This window comes from Mycobacterium simulans, from assembly GCF_900232995.1.
GTDB classification, from domain to species: Bacteria; Actinomycetota; Actinomycetes; order Mycobacteriales; family Mycobacteriaceae; genus Mycobacterium; species Mycobacterium simulans.
This window is the reverse complement of sequence record NZ_OCVX01000003.1, coordinates 3,218,615-3,240,125: the sequence shown is the minus strand read 5'-3', so window position 1 is coordinate 3,240,125 and position 21,511 is coordinate 3,218,615. Positions and strand designations below refer to the sequence as shown.

The 21,511-nt window shown below is 62.0% G+C and carries 13 protein-coding genes and 2 pseudogenes; 2 read left to right on the top strand and 13 right to left on the bottom strand.

What is annotated here, in order from left to right; all coding sequences use genetic code 11:
• Positions 1-20: 20 nt before the first annotated feature.
• Genes MSIMFI_RS15410 through MSIMFI_RS15395 form a run of 4 tightly spaced genes read right to left on the bottom strand, consistent with a single transcriptional unit; the run spans position 21 to position 7,230 of the window.
• A complete protein-coding gene (locus tag MSIMFI_RS15410) occupies positions 21-1,424 on the bottom strand; it encodes a mechanosensitive ion channel family protein (protein ID WP_191497852.1) in 1,404 nt (467 codons plus the stop codon).
• Entirely contained in the window at positions 1,421-3,604 is a 2,184-nt protein-coding gene (locus tag MSIMFI_RS15405) for an adenylate/guanylate cyclase domain-containing protein (RefSeq protein ID WP_396820050.1), read from the bottom strand. The genes MSIMFI_RS15410 and MSIMFI_RS15405 overlap by 4 nt, the downstream gene beginning before the upstream one ends.
• 30 nt (positions 3,605-3,634) lie before the next feature.
• Entirely contained in the window at positions 3,635-5,038 is a 1,404-nt protein-coding gene (locus MSIMFI_RS15400) for a mechanosensitive ion channel domain-containing protein (RefSeq protein ID WP_191497851.1), read from the bottom strand.
• Positions 5,035-7,230, bottom strand: coding sequence for an adenylate/guanylate cyclase domain-containing protein (locus MSIMFI_RS15395; protein WP_396820048.1), 2,196 nt, complete (start codon positions 7,228-7,230; stop codon positions 5,035-5,037). The genes MSIMFI_RS15400 and MSIMFI_RS15395 overlap by 4 nt, the downstream gene beginning before the upstream one ends.
• Before the next feature lie 198 nt (positions 7,231-7,428).
• Here MSIMFI_RS15395 and MSIMFI_RS15390 point away from each other — a divergent pair, with 198 nt between their 5' ends.
• A complete protein-coding gene (locus MSIMFI_RS15390; RefSeq protein WP_191498209.1) occupies positions 7,429-8,136 on the top strand; it encodes a zf-HC2 domain-containing protein in 708 nt (235 codons plus the stop codon).
• On the opposite strand, the pseudogene MSIMFI_RS15385 reads toward MSIMFI_RS15390, so the two are convergent.
• Positions 8,089-10,394, bottom strand: a pseudogene (locus MSIMFI_RS15385) (heavy metal translocating P-type ATPase); the annotation flags it as partial. The gene MSIMFI_RS15390 and the pseudogene MSIMFI_RS15385 sit on opposite strands and share 48 nt — an antisense overlap.
• A 108-nt stretch (positions 10,395-10,502) precedes the next feature.
• Between MSIMFI_RS15385 and sigC the strand changes: the two are divergent.
• Positions 10,503-11,066, top strand: a complete 564-nt coding sequence (gene sigC / locus MSIMFI_RS15380) for an RNA polymerase sigma factor SigC (protein WP_224770196.1) — start codon at positions 10,503-10,505, stop codon at positions 11,064-11,066.
• A gap of 86 nt (positions 11,067-11,152) precedes the next feature.
• On the opposite strand, the pseudogene MSIMFI_RS29680 reads toward sigC, so the two are convergent.
• From MSIMFI_RS29680 to scoE, 8 genes and pseudogenes are all read right to left on the bottom strand, one after another.
• Positions 11,153-11,353, bottom strand: a pseudogene (locus MSIMFI_RS29680) (ISL3 family transposase); the annotation flags it as partial.
• 530 nt (positions 11,354-11,883) lie between these two features.
• Positions 11,884-12,666, bottom strand: a complete 783-nt coding sequence (locus MSIMFI_RS15370; protein WP_191497848.1) for a nucleotidyl transferase AbiEii/AbiGii toxin family protein — start codon at positions 12,664-12,666, stop codon at positions 11,884-11,886.
• Positions 12,659-13,303 (bottom strand): type IV toxin-antitoxin system AbiEi family antitoxin domain-containing protein, encoded by a 645-nt coding sequence (locus MSIMFI_RS15365; protein WP_191497847.1) that lies wholly within the window; start codon positions 13,301-13,303, stop codon positions 12,659-12,661. The genes MSIMFI_RS15370 and MSIMFI_RS15365 overlap by 8 nt, the downstream gene beginning before the upstream one ends.
• A 720-nt stretch (positions 13,304-14,023) precedes the next feature.
• Entirely contained in the window at positions 14,024-18,232 is a 4,209-nt protein-coding gene (locus tag MSIMFI_RS15360; protein ID WP_318187395.1) for an AMP-binding protein, read from the bottom strand.
• The gene (locus MSIMFI_RS15355; protein ID WP_191497846.1) at positions 18,219-18,464 is read right to left on the bottom strand and encodes an acyl carrier protein; all 246 of its coding nucleotides are present in this window, start codon (positions 18,462-18,464) and stop codon (positions 18,219-18,221) included. The genes MSIMFI_RS15360 and MSIMFI_RS15355 overlap by 14 nt, the downstream gene beginning before the upstream one ends.
• On the bottom strand, positions 18,457-20,058 hold the full coding sequence (gene fadD10 / locus MSIMFI_RS15350) for a fatty acid--CoA ligase FadD10 (RefSeq protein ID WP_191497845.1): 1,602 nt from the start codon (positions 20,056-20,058) through the stop codon (positions 18,457-18,459). Before fadD10 ends, MSIMFI_RS15355 begins: the two co-directional genes overlap by 8 nt.
• 27 nt (positions 20,059-20,085) lie before the next feature.
• A complete protein-coding gene (locus MSIMFI_RS15345) occupies positions 20,086-20,640 on the bottom strand; it encodes an FcoT family thioesterase (RefSeq protein WP_191497844.1) in 555 nt (184 codons plus the stop codon).
• Positions 20,637-21,506, bottom strand: coding sequence for a (3R)-3-[(carboxymethyl)amino]fatty acid oxygenase/decarboxylase (scoE, locus tag MSIMFI_RS15340; protein WP_191497843.1), 870 nt, complete (start codon positions 21,504-21,506; stop codon positions 20,637-20,639). Before scoE ends, MSIMFI_RS15345 begins: the two co-directional genes overlap by 4 nt.
• Positions 21,507-21,511: the final 5 nt, after the last annotated feature.

The following is a 21,511-nucleotide window of genomic DNA, read 5'->3' as shown; positions in this document are numbered from 1 at the left end:
CGCAGGCTGCGGCACGCCTCTCAACCCGTCGCCTCACCACGGCGTGTCCGGTGCACTTTACTTTGCCGCTCATCCAGGATGTGTCCAAAGTCGTGCAGTAGCAACGGTTCCCGCATGACAAGGTGCTCAATATGCTCGCGACCGATCTCGACCGCGGTCACCTCTTCGAGCGCGTATGCGCTCGCGAGGTTAGGTTGCCGGGTCAATGCGGTCAGACCCAGAAATGAGCCTTCGTCCAGCGTGCTAATCAGCACGTCCAACCCCTCGTCGGTGGTGGCGACCAACCGCACCCGCCCGCTGACCAAGAACGTCATCCCCGCGGGGACCTGCCCGGCGTACTCCACGATCTCGTCGGCGCCGTAGCGGACGATCCTCGCGCGCGAGAGCAACGACGCCCTATCGCTATCGCTCAGCCGCAATACCGGCGCCACCACCGTTCGCAATGCGTTCTCGATACGCTCGGGCGTCGAGAAGTCGTCATCGGCGCCATCGAGGTGCAGGCCCTCCCGCCGTGCCGCATACCAAATCCACCGCAGAAACGTTGCTTTGGCGGCCCGTTCGTCGGCCGGCGAGTCCAGCCCGATGGTCGTGCAGTATTCGGCGTCGCCGAGCGGTTCCGACATTGGTATGTCCCCCGCCAGGAGCTGCGGCAGCGCGCTGGCGACGCGGGTCAGCATCGCACAAACTCGGTCGGGAGAATCAGCGTCCGAAAACTTGGTCGTCATCGCCAATTCGTGCGCGCCCGCGGGGCGGCTGAGATTCGTGAACGGTGTGCCGGCGAGCACCGCGTTTGGAGTGATCCGCAATCCGCTGCCGGTCTCGATGTGCACGGCGCGCCAGTTCACCTCCACGATGCGTCCCCGTGCCGTGGTCGTATCGATCCAGTCATTGATCTGGAAAGGCTGCTCGAACAACATGAATAAGCCAGACACGATCTGGCCGACGGAGTTTTGCAGCATCAAGCCGATGACCACCGAGGTCACACCCAACGCGGTGAACAATCCAGCGACTCGAACGCCCCAGACATAGGAGAGGATCACGGCCAGACCGGCTCCGATAAGTACGAAACGGGCGACGTCGAGGAAGATGACGGGTATCCGCTTGCGCCACGAGCCTTCGGGTGCACCCGCGAAGACGGTGGCGTTTAACCCCGACAACAGCAGTACCAACACCAGAAAGCCGAAGACCGTCGTCAGTATCCGCACTGCGGTGTCGCCTGCCGGGACACCCGTGGCATTGACAATCAGCAACAAGAGCGCCCCGAGCGGCAGCACATAGTTGCGCAGCAGACCAACCTGGCCGGCCAGTCGACTTCGCCTACGAACAAGCGAGCGATGCAGCTCGGTGAGAACGACAATCCCGACGGGCAAGCCCACTACGACTCCGAGGGCCCAGTAGAACCAGGCCGAGCCAAGGATGCTCATCGCCGCTCCGACAATCGCCAGATCTGCTGGCTGGATCCGCCGACCGAAATCTCGCCGGCCGGCGTGAATTCCCATATGTCTCGCATGGCTTCGTAAACCTGCGAGGTGACATAGATGCCGGGTTGGGTTGCGCCATTGTGCATTTGGTAGGCGAAATTTACCGCGTTGCCCCACATGTCATAGACGAGACTTGATCGACCGACCAACCCGCTGATGACCTTGCCAGTGTTGATACCGACCCGAAGGCGCAGCGGGTGGCGAGATTGACTGTTGAATCGATCGATAATGTGTTGAATCTCTAGGGCGAAGTCGACGCTGCGGTGAATGTTGTCCAGGCGCGGAGTGGTGGCGCCACAGCTGGCGAGATAGCCGTTGTGGAACGTGCGGATCCGTTCCACGCCAAGAGATTCGGCCGCAGAGTCGAACTCGCGGAACAGCCCATTGACAATCCCGATCAATTCGTCGCCCGACAGATTTTCCGACACCTCATCGAGCCCCACCATGTCGGCGAAGACGACCGCGACGTCTTGGTGCTCCTGTGCGATGATCTCTTCGCCCTCGCGATACCGCTGTACCACCGGTTCGGGCATCAGCGACAGCAGCAGGCGGCTGTTTTCACTACGCTGCTCGTTCAGCTGGTCCTCTTTGATCTTGAGGTTACGACTCATCTCGTTGAAAGCCGCAGTGAGGTCGCCGAGTTCGTCTCGCGAGCTCACCGGAACGGTGACCTCGTAGTCGCCGGAGCTGATCTTCTCGGTACCGGCCTCCAGTCGCCGGATGGGCCGCACCAGCAGCTTGGCAAGCAGCATCGACACCACACAGATGACCAAGCTGATGCCCGCGACGGACAACACCAGCGTCTTGCCGAACGAAGCCAATCGCTGATACGCATCCCGATCTGCCCGAGTCGCCAGAATGGACCAGTGCAATTCGGAGTTCGGTACGTCCAGTGGGGCGTAGGCTTCTAATTCCTTGTTGCCCAGGTAACTGGTGTCCCTGACGACACCGGTCTGCCCGCGTTGGGCCGCGCGAAGACCCGCGCTTGGCACCGGCTGCACCAGCGTCGTGCCGCCTAACCGAATCGCCTGCTTCACGACGTCGGGTGGCGTGCCGCCAGCGATTGCCTCGCGCTGATATTCCTCCGGATCCTGCAGGAAAAGCCTTGAATCAGAACGCATCAGGTTGTCCGGTCCCGCCAAATAGGTCTCGGTTGACCGGCCCATGCCGACAGCTTCCCAGTGCTTACTGGCGTTCATGATGTCGTTGATCTTCGAGATGGGTAGCGGCAGCGCCATCACGCCGTTCATTCGGCCGTTCATCCCGACCGGCGAAACCACCCACGCGGTGGGGGCGTCGAGTTGCGGCTGATACGGCTGGAAGTCGGTAATCCAGATGAAGTCTAAGTCGTTGGAACGCAACGCTTTTTGATATGCCTCTCGCAGATTGGTTTCGCGATATGGGCCGGTGAGGATATTGGTACCGAGATCGGGGCCTTTGTTCACGCTGTAGACAACATTGCCATCGAGGTCCAGCAGCAGCGCATCCCGGTAATCGAAACGTGTGACTATCCCGCGGAAGAATTCGCTATAGCGGGCGTTTGCTGCCGACCACGCGCTGCCGTCGTTGGAGTTGTTGCGGCGCATCGCGTCACTAGACCTTTCGAACGGCGCCGTGTAGTAGGCCTGAAGGTACTTCTGCGCGTTAGAACTGGGCAGCAGGGCGTTGATATCGAGATCGTCGCCAGTCAGCCGATTGATCGGCTTGATCAGTTCATTGTTGTAATAGTTGACGATCGCCTCCTGCTGGACGGCGTCGATCGTCGCGTTGGCCAATTGGGCGAAGCCCGTGGTGAATGCCTCGGTTGCCTCGACGGCGCTGAACCCGCTGCTGTACACGAGCAGCGAATTCGTCAGCTCCGCGAACAGCGCCTCCACCTGCCGCTTCTGCGACTCACGCAACTCGAGCAACCGCTCGGTTGCTACGTCGCGCAGCGCATTACGACCGGTAACGTAGCCGACGAGGCCGACCACCGCGACCGACATGATGCTGCAGACCAACAGCGTCACCAGAAGCTTGGACTGGATGCCCACCCGGAAGAACCGCAGAAACCGACGCCCACGTTTTCCGGCTTTAGCGGGCTCCTCTACCGATACCGGTTCCGCTTGCAGGCCCGATTTCAACCATGTTCCTCTCGCGAGTCCCGACAAGCCCTAACCCACTCGTTCTCGGTGAGTTACGCGCTCCGCCTTGGTTTGTCGTTCGTCGATAAGTCGGCCCAATTCTTGCAACAGGATCGGCTTGCTCATCACGACCTGCTCGAGGTGTTCGCGATCGATCTGTAGGGCGGTCACCTCCTCCAGCGCCACAGCGCCGGTCGGGTTGGGCTGCCGAGTCAGCGCGGTCACCCCCAGCAATGCGCCTTTGTGGAGCGTAGCGAGGGAAACGACCGAACCGTCCTCGATCGTCGCCGTGAGCCGAACACTGCCAGCGACGATAAAAGTAATCCCGCTTGGCACTACACCCGCGTGCTGCACGATTTCGTCGGCGCCGTAGCGCACCACCCTGCCGTACGGAGCCAACGACTGCTGATCACTCAGGCTCAGCCGTAGCTCCGGCCCCACCACGGTGCGCAATGCGGTCTGCACACGTTCGTTCGTCGAGAAGTCGTCGTCGGCCTCATCCAGGTGCAGCTCTTCACGTCGCGCGGCGTACCAGACCCATCGCAGGAACGTTGCCTGTGTGGCGCCCTCGTCGGCGGGTGACTTCAGCCTGACCGTGGTTCGGTACTCACCACCACCCAGGGCAACGGTGGTGGGCACGACACCGGACTTGAGTTGCGGTAGCCCGCTGGCAACCCTGGTGAGCATCGCGCACACCTTGTCCGGGGAGTCGGCCGAGGCAAATTTGGTCGTGATTGAGCATTTGTGCGAGCCGACCGGACGGCTGAGATTCGTAAACGAAGTGGTAGCAAGCATCGAGTTGGGTGTGATCCGCAACCCGGCGCCGGTCTCGATGTGGACGGCGCGCCAGTTCACCTCCACGACCCGGCCCCGCGCCGTGGGCGTGTCCAGCCAATCATCCATCCGGAATGGTTGCTCGAACAGCATGAACAAACCCGACACGATCTGACCGACCGAATTCTGCAACATCAGACCGATGACGACCGAGGTCACACCCAGCGCGGTGAACAACCCGGCGACCCGAACGCCCCAGATATAGGACAGGATCATCGCCAAGCCAATACCGATCAACCCAAACCTTGCGACATCAAGGAAGATGGTGGGCAGCCGCTTGCGCCAACTCTCTTGGGGCGCAGACTGAAACACCGTGGCATTGAGCCCGGACAGCAGCAGTACCAGCACCATGAAACCGAAGACCGTGGTGAGGATCCGCACCGTAACGTCCCCGGCCGGCACTTGGGATGCCTTGACCAGCAACAGCAACAGCGCCCCGAGCGGCAGCAGATAGTTGCGCAGCAGGCTTACCTGCCTGGCTAGGTGGCTGTTCCTACGGACGAGCATGCGGTGTAGCTCGGTAAGAACGATCAGCCCAATGGGTAAGCCAACCGCGATACCAACGGCCCAGTAGAACCACGACGAATGGAAGATATTCATGCTCGCTCCACCAATCGGTAGATCGGCTCCTCGGATCCTTCGACCAAGACCGTGCCCGCCGGCGTGAATTTCCGGACGTCGCGCATCGTTTCGTACACTTGCGCGGTTACGTAAATGCCGGGTTGGGGTGAGCCACTGTGCATTTGATAGGCCAGACTCACCGCGGCACCCCACATGTCGTAGACAACGCTGGATTGACCGACCAGCCCACTGGTCACGTCCCCGGTATTGATGCCGACTCGCAGTCCCAGGTCGTAGCCGGTTTGGCTGTTGAAACGATCGATGATGCGCCGCATCTCCAAGGCGAAATCGACGGTTCGGGGAATGTTATCCAGCCGCGGTGTGGTTACCCCGCAGCTGGCGAGGTAGCCGTTGTGCAAGGTGCGGATTCTTTCGACGCCGAGATGTTCTGCAGCCGAATCGAACTGCCGCACCAATTCGTCGACGATCCCGACAAGTTCGTTACCAGACAGACCGCTGGAAACTTCATCGAGCCCCACGATGTCGGCGAACAGCACAGCGACGTCGTGGTGTTCCTGTGCGATCGCTTTTTCTCCATCGCGGTAGCGCTGGACGACCTGCTCGGGCATCATCGACAGCAATAGCCGGTCGTTCTCCCTGCGCTGCTCATTGAGCAACTCCTCTTTGATCTCCAAGTTCCGGCTCATCTCATTGAAAGCCGCTGTGAGGTCGCCGATTTCGTCGCGCGACCGGACCGGGATGGTGACGTCGTAGTCGCCGGCGCTGATCCGCTGCGTACCGGCCTCAAGCCGCCGGATCGGGCGCACCATCGCTTGGGCGACCAGCATCGACGCCACACAGATGACGAATATCATCGCCACCGTGACAAGGATCAGCGCCTTGCTGAACGACGCGACGGCCGCGAACGCCTGCGAAGCATCTCGCGTCGCCAGGATCGACCAGTGCAGGTCGGAGTTCGGCACGCTCAACGGCGCATAGGCCTCGAGTTCATGATTGCCCGTGTAGTCAGTGTCGGAGACGGTACCCGTCTGTCCGCGTTGAGCGGCACGCAGACCTTCGCTGGCAACGGATTGCAGTAGGGTCGTGCCGCCAATTTGAACTGCGCGGTTCGCTACGTCCGCGGGTGTGCCGGCAGCTACCGCCTGCCGTTGGTATTCCTTGGGATCTTCCAGGAAAAGCCGAGAATCCGAACGCATCAGACGGTCCGGGCCGGCCAGAAAGGTCTCGGTTCCGGCGCCCATGCCAGCGGATTGCCACCGCTTGTCGGCGGTCATGATCCTGTTGATCTTGGCGATCGGCAACGGCAGCGCGAGGACGCCCTCGGTTTTGCCGCCCGCCTCGACCGGCGCCACCAACCACGCAGTGGGCACGTCGAGTTGCGGCTGATATGCCTTGAAATCAGTGATCCAGGTGAAGTCAACAGCGTTGGCGCCCAACGCCTTTAGATAGGCATCGCGCAGATTGGATTCCCGATATGGGCCCGTCAAGATGTTGGTGCCGAGGTCGGGGTCTTTGCTCAGGCTGTAGACGATATTGCCCCTGGTATCCAACAACACCGCATCGTCGTAATCGAACCGGGTGACGATTTCGCGGAAGTAGCTGTTGAATCGCGCATTCGCGGCGGACCAGGCGCTGCCGTCGCCGGCGTCGTCAAGCTGCATCGAGTCGGCGTCCGAAGTGAACGGGGCGGTGTAGTGCGCCTGGAGGTACTTCTGCGCGGGACTGGTCGGCAGCAGGGCGGTGATGTCCAGCTTTTCACCAGTTGCGCGTTCGACGGGTTTGATGAGTTGGTTGTTGTAGTAGTTGACGATGGTCTGTTGTTGCGCGGGGTCGATCGTTGCGTCGACCAGTTGATCAAAGCCGGCGGTGAACTGCGCGAGAGCATCCACCACGGTCAATCCACGGGCGTAAATGACCAGCGAGTTCGTCAGGTCGGAAAACAGCGTCTCTACGGCGCGCTTCTGCGACTCGCGCAACTCCGTCAACCGCTCATACGCCGCCGCCGTGAGCGAAGTGCGGCCAGACTGGTAGACGACGACCACGATCGCCGCAACGGAGAAGATGCTCGACAGCAGCAACAGGACCATGAGCTTGGATTGAATGCTCGCCCGGAAATGCGGCCGGCGTCGCCGCTCGACCTTCGGGCTCTTCTGCGCCGGCGCCGCTTCGGCTTGCGGTGCCGACACTGTGGTTGGCTCACCCAATGTCAATCGGCTGCCCTCCCGCTATGGGTCTGTGACTTTCCACGATGCACGGATCACACGGCAGCCTAGCGCCGACACGCAGCGGAAATGGCAATTGCGGAGAATGCGCGTGATCGGACCGGAGAACTGGTCTTTCTGAAACCTGGACTAACGAACCGGGCTCTGGACGGGAACATTCCGTCGGTACTGCGCGACTATAGAGAGATGCATTGCGAGGTGGCCCGCGAAGCGCTCTCGGCCCGACTCGACGGCGAGCGAGAGCCCGTACCGGCGGCACGCGTCGATGAGCACCTCAATGAGTGCGCCGCGTGCCGCAATTGGTTCGATCAGGCGGCTAGCCAAGCTCGCGATCTGCGCCGGTTGAGCCAGTCCCGCGCAGTCATCGCACCCCTTGGCCCCCTGACGATCGATCGAGTACCGCCGCGGCGACGCTTACCGATAACTTGGCAGCGATGGGCGCTGTTGTGCGTGGGCATCGCGCAAATCGCCTTGGCGACCGTACAAGGGTTTGGCCTCAGCGTCGGGCTGACACAGCAGCACGCAATGAGTGCTGGCAACCATCTGCTTAACGAATCCACATCGTGGTCGATTGCACTCGGTGCGGTCATGGTGGTTGCCGCCTTGTGGCCGGGTGCCGCGGCGGGCCTTGCGGGTGTCTTGTCGGTCTTCGTCGGCGTCCTGACGGTCTATGTTGTCGTGGATGCAATGTCCGGGTCCGTCACGACCATGCGGATATTGACCCACGTCCCGGTGGTACTCGGCGTGCTCCTTGCAATCCTGGTGTGGCGCAGCAGCGCCGCGCCGCGGCCGGCGCCGGATGGGGCCGTGGCCGAGCCCGACATCGTCTTGCCTCAGAACGCATCCCGCGGCCGACGGCGCGGTCACTTGTGGCCCACCGATGGCGCGGCCTAGCCGTTGCCGAAGTTCCGCAACCGCAGGCTGTTTGAGACGACAAAGAACGACGAGAACGCCATAGCCGCGCCGGCTACCACGGGATTGAGCAGTCCGGCCGCGGCAATCGGCACAGCGGCAATGTTGTAGCCGAATGCCCAGACCATGTTCATGCTGATGGTGCGCATCGTAGCGGCTGCCAAGTCAAGCGCCAGGGGCACGACGTCGAGGTTGTCGCGGACCAAAATAATGTCGGCCGCGCTAATCGCGACGTCGGTGCCGCGCCCGATGGCCATGCCCAGATCGGCGCATGCAAGCGCCGGCCCGTCGTTGATACCGTCACCGACCATGGCGACCACCCGCCCGTGGTCCCGCAGCTGCTCGATGACGTCGACCTTGCCTTCGGGCAAGATGTCGGCGATCACCTCATCGATGCCGACGCGAGCGCCCACGGCGGCCGCCGATGCGGGATTGTCGCCGGTCAACAGCACCGTTCGGAAGCCGCGATCATGTAGTGCCGCTACAGCATCGGCCGCCGAGTCCTTCACCGCGTCGGCCACCGCGATGAGTCCGCACAGTTCACCATCGACCTCGACGAACACCGTTGTCTCACCCCGTGATTCGGCGTTGCGCCGAGCCGCGACCAGCGTTGCCGAGTTGCAGGAGGAAGCGATCCAAGACGGCTTACCCACCCGCACCGCACGCCCGGCCACGGTGCCGCAAACTCCGCGGCCAGCTACCGCGCGGAAGTCCACGACGGGTTCTCGATGGGCCTTCGAGACAGGGCTCAACGCAGCGATGGCGAGGGCGACCGCGTGCTCGGACGCCGCTTCAACTGTCGCAGCCAATTCGAGTACTTGGTCGACATGCCAGCCCGGCGCGGCTACCACCGAGCTAACCGTTAACTGGCCGGTCGTCAGGGTGCCGGTCTTGTCGAACACGACTGTATCGACGGCACGGGTGGCCTCCAGCGACCGATAACCCTTGAGAAATATTCCGAGCTGGGCGCCGCGACCGGACGCCACCATCATGGCAGTCGGGGTCGCCAGTCCCAGTGCGCACGGACAGGCGATGACGAGTACGGCGAGCCCGGCCGAAAATGCCCGGTCGAGTTCACCCCCGACGATGAGCCATCCGACGGTGGTGAGCACAGCGATGGCGAACACACAGGGAACGAATACCGAGGCGATCCGGTCCGCCAGCCGCTGCGCATTGGCCTTCTGCACCTGCGCCTGCTCGACCAGTCGGACCATACCGGCGAACTGGGTGTCGGCACCCACCGCGGCGGCCTCCACGATCAGCCTGCCATCGAGCACTGCCGTGCCACCAATGACCTTTGCCCCGGGATCCACCCGCAGCGGCTTTGCTTCACCGGTCATGGCACTCATGTCCACCGCGGCCGACCCTTCGACGACAAGGCCGTCGGCGGCGATCGTCTGCCCTGGACGTACCACGAAGCGGTGCTGCTCTTTGAGTTCGTCAGCCGGGATGACCATTTCGGACCCGTCGGGCTGCAGGACGGCGACATCCTTCGCGCTCAACGCCGCGAGGGCCCGCAACGCACCACCTGCCTTCGACTTGGCACGGGCTTCGAAAAACCGTCCCGCCAGCACGAATACCGTGACACCCGCGGCGACCTCGAAGTAGATGGCGTCGCTACCCAGTAGCGCCTGCCATATGCCGCTACGCTCGGCGGGCCGGTGACCGCCGAAAACGGTGTAAAGCGACCACAACGTGGCTGCGGTGATACCGACCGAGATCAGTGTCTCCATGGAGGCGCTGCCGGAGTGCGCGTTCTGTAGCGCGATTCGATGGAACGGCCACGCCGCCCAAGTCACAACCGGAAGGGCCAGCGCAGTCAGCACCCACCCCCAGCCGCTGAAGCGGGTATCGGGAACTACCGCGAACATCACCGACAGATCGGCCAGGGGCACGAAGAGTATGGCCGCAACGGTCAACCGGATCAGCAGGTATCGCGCGTGATCGGCGTCGGGATCGCCCTCGTCCATACCGCCGGCCACCCGCGGCTCGGCCCGATAGCCCAACCGTTGAATCGCCTCGCACAATGCGGCGGTCTGCGCGTCCTCGGCGGCGTCGATCGTTGCCACTCGGGTGGCGAAGTTCACAGATGCCCGGACCCCCGGCAGCCTGTTGAGCGTCCTCTCGATGCGCTTGGCGCACGCGGCGCAGGACATCCCGCCGACGTCGAGTTGTACCCGCTGAAGTGGCAGGGAACGCTCGTCAGCTGGCGCCGTTACCGACCGGGCTATGGCCGACATCGTGGCTGTTCACCTCCTGCAATTCCGAGCCCACCCCAATAAGGTCGTCACGGCCTGGCCATGAGTTCCCAACGCGTTTTCGCCAGTTATCGCCTACCCTCACTATCCGTGGCGACAAGCGGCGACGACGACCAAATTACTCACCTGGCAAAAGCCGCCGGACAGGGTGACCGCGCCGCGCTGTCGCAATTCATTGCGGCCACACAGCGCGATGTGTGGCGGCCGGTCGCCTATCTCGCCGATCCGCCCAGCGCCGACGATCTGACTCAGGAAACGTTTCTGCGGGCCATCCGTTCTTTGCCGCGCTTCACAGGCCGATCCACGGCTCGGACGTGGCTGTTGTCGATCGCCCGGCGCGTGGTCGTCGACCAGATCCGCCACAACAGGAGCAGGCCCCGCACCGCGTACGTGGCAGAGCTCGACAGTGCGATCCGGCACGGCCATCGTTCCAGCCGGATCGAGAACACGGTGGAAATCCGTATGCTGCTTGACGGACTGGAACCGGAACGCCGCGAAGCCATGGTCCTCACTCAGGTCTTGGGCCTCTCTTACGCCGAAGCGGCAGAGGTCTGTGGATGCCCCATCGGCACAATCCGCTCCCGGGTGGCACGGGCCCGCAGCGATCTACTGCGCGCGGCCAACGAGGACGAAGATGCCGGGTCGGCATCGTAATGTCGATGATCGAGGTCATCATGATCTTGCCGCGGCGGCGGTCGGTTTGACTGTATCCGGCGATGAGGCGCTGGTAGACGCTCCAGGGCCGGGGTCAAGTCGATGATCACCGTGACGTAGCCATCGTCTCCGGGGCGGCAGGTGTGTGACCAGCAGTGCTCATCGACACCGATGACCCGCACCCCGTCCAACCTGGCCGGGTCGGCGACCACGATCGCGCGGTTGGCAGCTATGGCGATGGTGTTGACGGTGTCCCAGGAAAGGCCGAGTTCGCCGGCTACCGCGCGACGGTGGCGCGGGATGTAGCGCCCACACCGGAAAACGCGCAGCATTGCCTGAACCTGTCGCGCCACCGCGTAAGGCAAACGTTGTGCCGATTAAAACCGAGCGCTCCAGCTACCGACTCAAAGACACCGGAATCGACACACTGCCCGCCGCCAGGGCAGACAACACGGCACAATAAGCAGCTGACCACGTGGCCTACTTTTCAACCGTCGCTACCGGCCTACATTTGGACCGTCGTCAACAAAACGTCTGCCAAAACCAGCGATAACCATCCACACGGATTGAACCGGCCTGGTTCAACTTGCAGACACACCCAGCAAACCGGCTAGGCCAGCACCAAGCCACCACGCCAGCACGCCGACGCGTTTGCCCAGGGGGGTGCTGACTTCGGATTTTGCTATCTGCCAGCATGATTCAGCTGTGCTGGTTCAATCAAAGCTGTTGAACACCAACGGTTCTAGAATCCGATTTGAATCGCGTAACCATTCAATTTGTGTCCTAGATTCTTTGCCGACCCGCCTTGGTCACACACTCAACGTTGATGTGACCGCACCTGTCGGCCGGCCGCCTCGATTGCCCGTGCCCACGCTGCTCGCACGGTCGCCAGCGCTTCCTTTGCTGAGACGGTGAGGCGCGTTTGGCCGGCGAGCTGGGTGTGCCACTCGGCTTCGGCCGGCGCCCTGATGAAGTCGTGGGCCGCCGGTGGTTGGTTCGTCGGCCCGTAGCGCCGGTAGAGGCGTTCGGCCACCGGATCGATGGCACCGATCGCATCCAGCGCCCACAAGTCCCACAGGTCACGCGCGGCGTGGCGGTCGGTCCATGTCGCGGTCTTCGATGCCGCGAAGGCGGGAAGCGTAGGAACCAACAGCTGTGCGGCGGGTGCATCGGCGTAGCGCTGAACCAGTGACCGTCGCTCCGTTGGCCACACCGTCCTGTCGCGCGAGGAGAGCAGCTGCAGCCGCACCGAGAGGCCAGCGGCGGTCCGAAGAAGTGATGGGCGAGTGTCGGGTACATGACTGAGGGCCGGGTCAAGAATGAGTCGCCCGTGGGTGCGGGAGAGCGCACGGGGTACGGCGGCGTCCAGATCGGCGACGACGGCCTTTCGATCGCCAATTGCAATCAGGTCGATGTCCTCACTAAGCCGTCCGTCCGGAAGGTGGGTGCGGGCAAGCGCGGTGCCACCGATGAAGTGGATTCGGTCGCCAAATTCTCGGCTGAAGAAGGCAAGCAGGTGTGAGATAAGATGGTCGCGCTCGACTTGCTCGACCGCGACGCCGAATTGGGTTGCCACGGCCCGTTGTTCGTCCCTATTCACTGCAAGCCCAGGTTTCCGCGCGCTTCAGTGATGCCAGGCGCCGCTGGTTGGTTGCCAGCGTGCGCAATCGGCCATTGTCGCTGCGCTCATATAGCGCTGCGACGGCGGACCGAACATCGGTTTCGGAGTCGCCGAGTTGGGGGCGGTGCGCCAGGTCCAGGATCGTCTGCTCGGGCGTGGTGACCAGCGTCGGTCCAAGCTCGGTCTCGTAGCGCTCGGCGTCCAGGCTTTGAGTGTCGCGTTTGACGAATCGCACGATCGCGGGGCGATCGGACAGCACGATGGGGCGGTGCTGCTCAGGGACGGCGACGATCGCGGTGGCAAGCGCCCGCGGTATCGCCCCATGGAGTCGTGCGGCGCTGACGCCCATCACGACGATGTTGTCGGGGCCATAGAGCGCTGTAGCGATTCCCGCGGCGGCGATCTCGAGGCCAGGCATCCAGGCGCGTCCGACCATGTCTTGCGGGACCACCGCGTAGTACCCATCGGCGAGACGGTGCAGAAGCCCACGTTCCGTGAGGCGGGCCAGCTGTGGGCGGGGGTGGGCATAGGTCTGCGCCGTGTCGCGAGGACGGATGGTTCTTAGCGGCGCCTGGGCCAAGCCAGCGGGGAGCGGAGTGCTGCGGTCCTGCATCATTTGGCTCCTGAGTATGCGAAACGTATCTCTGTAGGGTACGTAGTGCATACTTGAGATCGCAAGAGGCGGCTTGACTCACGAAGACTGCCCGCGAAATGCCCTCGGTGCCTCACGTAAGAGTGCCCGCGAAATGGTGATCGTCGTGGGGCTGGTTGGCGTCTGTGGCTGAGCATGAGCCGTAGCAATACGTGGCCGCACGCATAACAGCCCCCCTCCCAGGGGATCGGGTGTGGGACCAAGCCGGCGCCCGACAGCGTAGCGCCGTTGATTCAACACGCGCCAGACTTCCCGGACGTCCCCAGTCCGCAGACAGCCCGCAGAGCGCTCGTCAGTTGCGATTATCAACAGTAACGTCCCACAGTGAACGCCATTAGCGACAACCTGGGTCGGCCACTCGGCTGCAACGGATTAGTCGCTCTGAGGCGGGCACAACGCGACATCCCGGGACAGGGGCAGTTGTGACAAATGTGGCGATTCAGAAGTCAGGCCCCGGAATACATCGCCGCCCCGAGTTGTATTGCTGCCGTATGCTAGTCGGCCGCAACAGGGTAGGTGACGTAGCGGCCGACCGAAACTTGTCGCACCGCTTGGTGTGCACTGCTGAGCAATTCCTGACTTGGCTCACGACGAGCAATCCGGAAGTGCCGCGAGTCCATGCTCCCCAGTGTGGTCAACGGTCGCCTGCACGAAACATGTTGATTACACGGCACCATGTTTCAGTCACTGTGAACATCCGTGTGCTAGCACGGCTCGAACCGACTCTGGTTTCGCGACGAGTTCGGCGACGGATTGGATACCGAGGGCTAGGGTTCGGTAATCCGCCAGGTATTCCGCGTAAGAGCGGGTACCGAGTCTCCTGCCCAGGCCGACCCAGGCATCCACCACCGACCACCTTCGCGGATTTCTTGTCGCCCAATCGCTTTCATCCAATCGATACTTCCACTCCTCGGCATCAAGTTCGTCGAGCGCGTACCCGCTGAGAAACTCTGCATACGCGACAGCCGCACCGTGTACCACGGTGATTCCGCGTCCCAGCTCGGCCGAGCCAGCCAACTCTGGCAACAAGCCCAGGATTGCCTTCGTCGCGGCTCGGCCAGTGGTGACCTCTTCCGTCAACGTCACGGAAGGGTAGGCACCCAACGCGATGCAGGCATCAACGATCGAGACCAGAATGTCGGCGGAATCGCGCAATTGATAGTCCACGCCAAGGATCCGGGGCAGGCGCACGATGGTGAAGTCGAGTGTCGGCGGTGATCCCGTCACTACCAGCTCCGCGAGTGACTTGGAGGCCGCGTAGGGATAAGGCGCGTCACGGGGGTCGGTGACTCGCGGCGCGGTAACACTCCCATTGACGACGAACGTCGACAACTGCACCAACCGCGTACCACGACTCGCGCAGGCGTCGGTGATCGCGGAAACGAGCTCTACGTTCGCCAACCGGAGTTCGCGGTATGGCACGAGCACGTTGGTATTACCGATGCAATTTATGAGGGTTCGAGCGCCGGTGTCGCGGATCAGGGCGTCGAGGTCATCTGGACCAAACTGGGGAGATAAACGTTCGATCCGTACCCCATCAACGCTACGCAGAGCTGCCCATGGATCACGTTCGGGGAGCTGTGATCTCGTGGCCAAGACCACTTCGGGGCACGGCACTCCGGACCGTCTCAGGTCGAGGACCGCCTGGGCAAATCCTGTGCCCAGAATTCCCGACGCGCCCAACACGACGATTGCCTGTGGCCTGCGGCTGGTCGGGGACCGTTTGACGCTCAGCTCCGAAGGGGGACGACGCCGCCGCCCCAACGAAGCGAGATCGCGTTCTATCGCGGCAGCTGTTTCAACGTCCATCCATCCATCGGCTGTCGAGCCGCTACCAGCCAGGTTGGCGGCGCTATCAGCACTGATCAGATCCAGAAGCGACAGGTGCCGATTCAAGTACCTGCGAGTTTCGGGGAGGATTCTGATCAGCTCCAACGAACCGATTCCCTCGTCGAGGAGCGATGAGTCTGACCGGATCGCTCTCCCGAGGTGTCGACTCCAGATTTCCGCGAGACCTGCCGCCTTCTCGCCCGATTCGGCGTCGTTTCGCACAGCGTCCACAAACTGAGACGGCGTCCTTAGGTTGTCGCTGTCAATCTTTCCGTTGGGCTTTCTCGGGATACTCGGCACGCCGACCACGAAAAACGAAGGCACTCCTAAACGAACGAGAATGCGCCTGATACGAGCGGCCGCCGCAGTGTCTTCGGCACCTTCGCGGGTCCGCTGAGTTTCGAACCACACCCCGAGACCAACCTCGTGTGGCTCGACGGCGACATCGGATACCGCGGGATCGTCGAAGATCCGCCTAACTGCTTCAGCGGTGTCGACTCGCTTGCCCGAGATCTTGACAATGGCGTCTTTGCGTCCGGAGAAGGCCGGATGGCCCCGATCAAGATTGTCATCAAGAATGACACGATCGGCGGTGGCGAACGCGCGCCGTCGCGAACCGTCGGTGGCAGTCACGGCACCGAAGCTCATGCTGTCGATTCCGAGATAGCCGGCGGAGACCAAATCCCCAACGATGACGACCTCACCGAAGGCGACGAACACCGTGTTGGGCACGAGCGGCCGGCCCAGCGTGAGTCGAGCGCGGCCCGCAACGGTGGTCCCATCGCAGGCGATCGGCAAATAGGTGACGGCGACTGTGGTCTCTGTCGGACCATAGGTCGAGACAACCGAGATACCTTGTGAAGCACCGGATTCGATCCACTTGTCGACGGCATTGGGGCGTATGGCTTCACCGCCGATGACGATCTGGCGGAGGCAAGACCGGCGGATTGCGTTAAGCGCGTCGCCGTCGTCGCACAACAGATGCCACACGGCGGTGGGCAGGTCGATGACTGTCGGCCTCTTCGCGACGAAATCGTGTGCGAGTGCCTGCAGGTCGCCCGTTTTCATGGCGGTGGATCGGACCAGGTTTGATCCACAGCCTGCGCCGCCAAAGATCTCTTCGACGCTGATGTCCGATGTCAAAGGCGCGCATTGGAGGATGGTGTCGTCTGGCCCCCATCCATAGGCACGTCGCACTGCGTCACTGAAGAGCGCGAGCGACCCTTGTGAGATTCCGACGAGCTTGGGTGGACCGGTCGTCCCCGAGGTCGGCATGATGTACGCCGTCTTGGTGGCAAGCAGGGGGTCTTGTGTCACCTTTTCGATGCGCCCGTCCACCAGCTTGCGTAGCTCGTCATCCAGAACCGCCGCCAGCCCGGTAGCAGCCACGTTGACGACGTGCGTTGAAATGCCGTCGCTGTGAGCGGCGATCGCATCGGCTCGCAAGTGAAGTTCGTCGACGGTGTCGCAGACGCTGTAGCCGCAGCCGGCAAGGTGGCATGCGATCAGGAGGTCGATGGTCATGTCGGTGTTGTCGTCCGTGAACACCAGGACGTCGCCCGGCACGGCGCCGTTCTGCACCAACCAGGCGACCCACGGGTAGACGTAGCAACGGATTTCAAGGAATTGGTCGACGCCCCGCGCTGGATTGAGAAACCAGGCAGGCGCCGGCTGCTCCGTCTGGGTTGCCCAATCATCTTGGCGGAGAGCACCGTCGGGGCCGATCCCGAACCATTCGTTGACGGTCATGGCGATCGGGTTATGCCACATCGCCGTCATTGATTCCAATGCCGCAGCGATCCGTTCTGCGACCCTCGGGTGTGTCTTTCTCTCGGGCAGATCTGCCCTGTCCCAGATAGCCAGGTTCAGTGTGCGCTGGTCTTCGTCGAGAACACACGCTACTGTCCTGCCCTCAACCGGACCGATATCCGTCGCAACCGGTGCTTCCGACAAGAAGGGGCGCAGGCCGCGCGCGCACGGCTCCCGGATGAAATTGAGCGTCAACGCCTCAACGTTCGATGTCCGGTTGATCGCCAAATACATCCGGCGGTACTGCTCTTCCCGAAACCACCGGCGTCTTAGTGCCATGACGTAGCCCCGGTCAAGGATCCGAACGACATCCGCTACCGACGCAAATGGCGAAAACCGGACCGCGTGCGCAACCGAGTTGACCAGGCATGTCGCCACATTCAGATCGGCATCTCCGAACCGGTTGTCAACTGCGTGCACTAACAGGGTTTCGGTGCTCTGCCGAAGGCTCGCGTCGACGGCTACTGCCGCCGCGGCCACCAGCACGTTGAGTGGGACCTGTTTCTCCTCCGAGAAGGTGAGGATCGCATCAAATGCCTTGCCAGAGATCCTCGCTGATTCATGAAGCACGCCCTTGGCCGCGGTCCCGGGAGCGTCGTTAGAGCCTTGACCATAGCCGCTGTGGCGCGCCTCGTCGGCGAGCTCACGCCGCACGACCTCGGCGAGGCGCTGTAGCGATTCCTCCACCTTGACCGACTCGCGACGGTGCGCCTCGGCTAACTTCCTCAGACCGTTTGTAACACGGGGGATCTCGTCCTCCTGTCCGGCTGCAAGGTGTCGCGCCAAATCAGTCTCGATGATCCCCGTCGCGCCGCCGTCAAGCAGGATGTGGTGAGTGTGGACGTCGAGGCCCGACACATAACCGCTCCGGTCGGTCCGCACGGTATAGCGCACGAGTGGCTTGGCGATGATGTCAGGAGACCACATGCGCGTGAACTCGTCGTCACCGCGGTCTGTGTGGTCCTCGTCGTCCGACCGCACGCGCACGATGTCGCCAAACTGTAGCCGCGGCGCGAGCTCTGGATAATCACCCCCCTCCGGGGGCGCCTCGAGAACGCAAAGTTGCACGGGATTGTTGAGTATCGTTGCCTGCAAGCCAGCCAGGAATCCGGACAGCTCCAACGGGTGGAACCGATAGCTCTTGCCGATCAGATATAACGCGGGATCGTTATCCTGCAGCACCCCGTTGTAGATGTTCTGTTGAGACCTACTTAAGGCAACTCGATCCACGCGACCTTCTTCAGGCACGGTCACCGAGATCCTCCAGCTCGCGAACCCAGCTCGCAATCGACGGGTTCTCCACCAATCGGGATGGCAGCTCTGATACTCGGTTCACGCCGAGCCGCTTCATCAGGAGAACGAAGCGAACAGAGTCCAGCCCGAGGTCCCTGAGATCCGTTGCGTCGCCGTCGAAGAGGTCCGCCCCTGCGATGTACAACACCTCACAGACAGCAGCGAGGACCCGATCCCGTACCGTCTCAGCCACGAACGGCCACTTCGGCTTTCACTCCACTCATCGCCGCCGCCAATGATGCGCGCATGACCTTGCCCGACTGCGTTCGGGGAATATCGGCGACAATCACGATCGTGGATGGCCGCGCCATCGACTCTGACTCGCTCCGATAAGTAGCCGCGATCCTTCGCTTGAGCTGGATCGTCGCCGGCTCGTCCAGCGCTGCCGACGGGACTACAGCCAAACCGACCAACGCCCCGAACTCCGCATCGGGTATTTCGTAGCATGCGGCCTCGCGGACGCCCGGAACGCCTTCAGCGATGCGATCGACCTCGTCGGGCACTATGTTGACGCCACCGGAGATGATCATCTCCGAGGATCTTCCCTTGATGTAGAAGAATCCGTCCTCGTGGCGCTCCAGTAGGTCGCCGGTGTTCACCCACCCGTCAATCAAAACCTGTTGGGTGCGTTCTGGATTGTTCCAGTACCCCAACATATTTGCCGGCGATTTAATCCACAGCGTGCCGAACGAGGCCGACGGGGCAACGCCTAGGTGGGTGGGTCCGCTGCCTTCTTTAGCTGCCAGATAGACCTCCACGCCAGGGTACGGACGTCCTACCGCTCCCGCCTCGATTTTGGCGATTGAGCCGTCGTCGGTCGGCAGACACAAGGCGGTGCAGCCCGTTTCGCTCAAGCCGTAGACCTGTGCAGTGCGGATGCCGGCAGCTTCAATAAATCTCACATCAGCCGCGATTGCCCGCGAGCCACCGTAGCCGACCAGTCGCAGCGACGCGGGAACCGTCGCGTTTGCGGACTTCAGCTCGGAGACCAGTTTCGAAAGAAGAGTTGGCACTAGGCATGTCGTCGCGACCGCGTTCACGTCGAGAATCTCCACCAGGGACGATGTGTGCTCACCGCCGGTGATACACAACGCCCCCTGCATCAGACAGGTGAGTATCCACCACAGTCCCCCGATATGCGTCGCCGGCAACGGCGAGTACGTGGTTTCGCCGACGACCCAAGTGATCCAGTTCAAACCCTCTTCCCGCAAAATGTCCGGGACGGCAAAGAAAGTTCGATTGGCCAGCAGTACGGCCTTTGGCTCGCCCGTGGTACCGCTCGTAAAGATCATCGCCAGCGCGTCATTAGCGCCCTGATCTGGGTTTCCAGCAAAACTATCCGCACTTAAGAGTTGAGCGGAATCCCTTGCGCCAGCTGCAATATCGACCGTAATCGCCGGTATCGAGCGGAGCACTTCGGGCAGCGTGGAAGATCCGATTCTGCTACCCGGAGCGATGAGTATCGCGCGGGGGTCAGTGATCTGGCAGAAACGTTGGATGGTTGCCGGCGGAAGGTTGCCGTCCACCATGACGGCGATTGCCCCGAGCTTTGCGCAGGCCAGTACCGACAGGTATGTCTCGGGCCCGTTGTCCGAAATCACAAGTACCCGGGATCCGCGAGAAACCGACTGTGCACCAAGATTCGCGGCAAGGCTGCCCGCTTCGGCAACGAGTTCGGAGTACCGAAGCGCGCTAGTGCCGTCGCAGCGGCGCAGGGCGGTTGCCGCGGGCTGCCGCCGCGCCTGTTGAAAGATCCGTTCCAGCACGGTAGGCGGTAAATGAGACATGGCTATGGCTGTTCCCCTCTTAGCGGGTTACGGGATGTTGAGGGCCGCTAGTTCGATCTCGCCGAACGCGGCCCCGCCGTCCTCGTCCCAGAACTCGATGGCGCACGGAACCAGGAGATAACGCCACGTTCGTTCGATGACTTGCAAATCTCGACACAGCAATCGTGCAGAGAATTTTTGGGGATTGATCGGCTTTTTGAATCGCGATGATGTTCTCCTGATCAGCATGCTGGCGAGCTGGTGTCGGTAATAATCTTCGATCGACCAGCCTCGGAGTGCAGGAATATCCTCGTTAATGACCGCTGGGGCGAAAGCGCTGTAAGCGAGCTGATTGAAGCACAGCAACAGTTCGACCGCATTGAAGTGTCCCGTGCTTCGAATGTAGGCGGGCTCACCAATCCTGAAATTGCCATAGGCAAGGACCGAATCGGCGGTAGCTTTGGACTCCGCGTCGATGAGATAGCGGCATCCCTTGTAAGAGTAGGGCTCGAGCACTCTACTGAGCAGATCCTCCGCGATTGGAACTGTGTCTGCGCACTCCGTCCCGGCCCGCGCGGAGGGGGTCAAGTCGGTGTGGCTCATACCGCGTATCCCGGTGACTTGAGCCCATCGAGCATGGTCAGACGGTAGGTCGTCAGAGTGCCCCTGGCGCTGCCGTGCTTCGCTCGGTGCATGAGAACTCGGTTGTCCCACAGAACGATGTCGCCAACCTCGTAGTGCTGAGTGTGAATGAACGGCGACCTGAACTCGGGATCGAGTTGCCCGGTCGCGGCCATGAGTTCTTCCAGCACAGCGGGATCAAGCAGATTCCCGTCCTGGTCCTCGATCTTGGTGGTGCCCGACGCGCAGATGTAGAGGATCTCTTGACCGGTCTTCGGGTGCCTGATGACCGTGGGCCACTTTATTGGGGGCGTGGTCCGGCTGATCTCGCCCCAGACTTCTCCGATGGGCTTGTAGACATCGCTTGGGCGGATCTTGATGTGGCGTCGAGGATCGTGGGTGCTGAATGTTCCGCGAACCGGGTCCCGCTTGGCAGCGGGCAACGACTCCCAAACCTTAGCCAGATCGATGAAATAGGTCCCGCGGTCCCGCCCGGGCACTGCGAGCGGCACAACCATGGAAAAAGCAAACGGTTCCGGCATGAACATGTAATCGATGTGCCAGAACGCGCCGGTTTTTGGAACACCCTGACCTTCCTCGGTGGACGAGACAAAGATCTCAGGATGATCCGCGTGATGATACATGGGCTCGTAATAGGGAATAATTTCTCCGATTATCTTTCCGAGTTTTATAAAGTCCTCCGGGGACGGATTAACATCTTTTAGAACAACGAGTTTATTCTCGTAAACCACGTCGCGGATCTCGTCGCCAGATATACTGCCCAGGTCTTTGGGGTCGATCCCGGTGACCTGCGCACCGAGTCCCTCCCCTTTCACATTCAGCGCCATCGGCT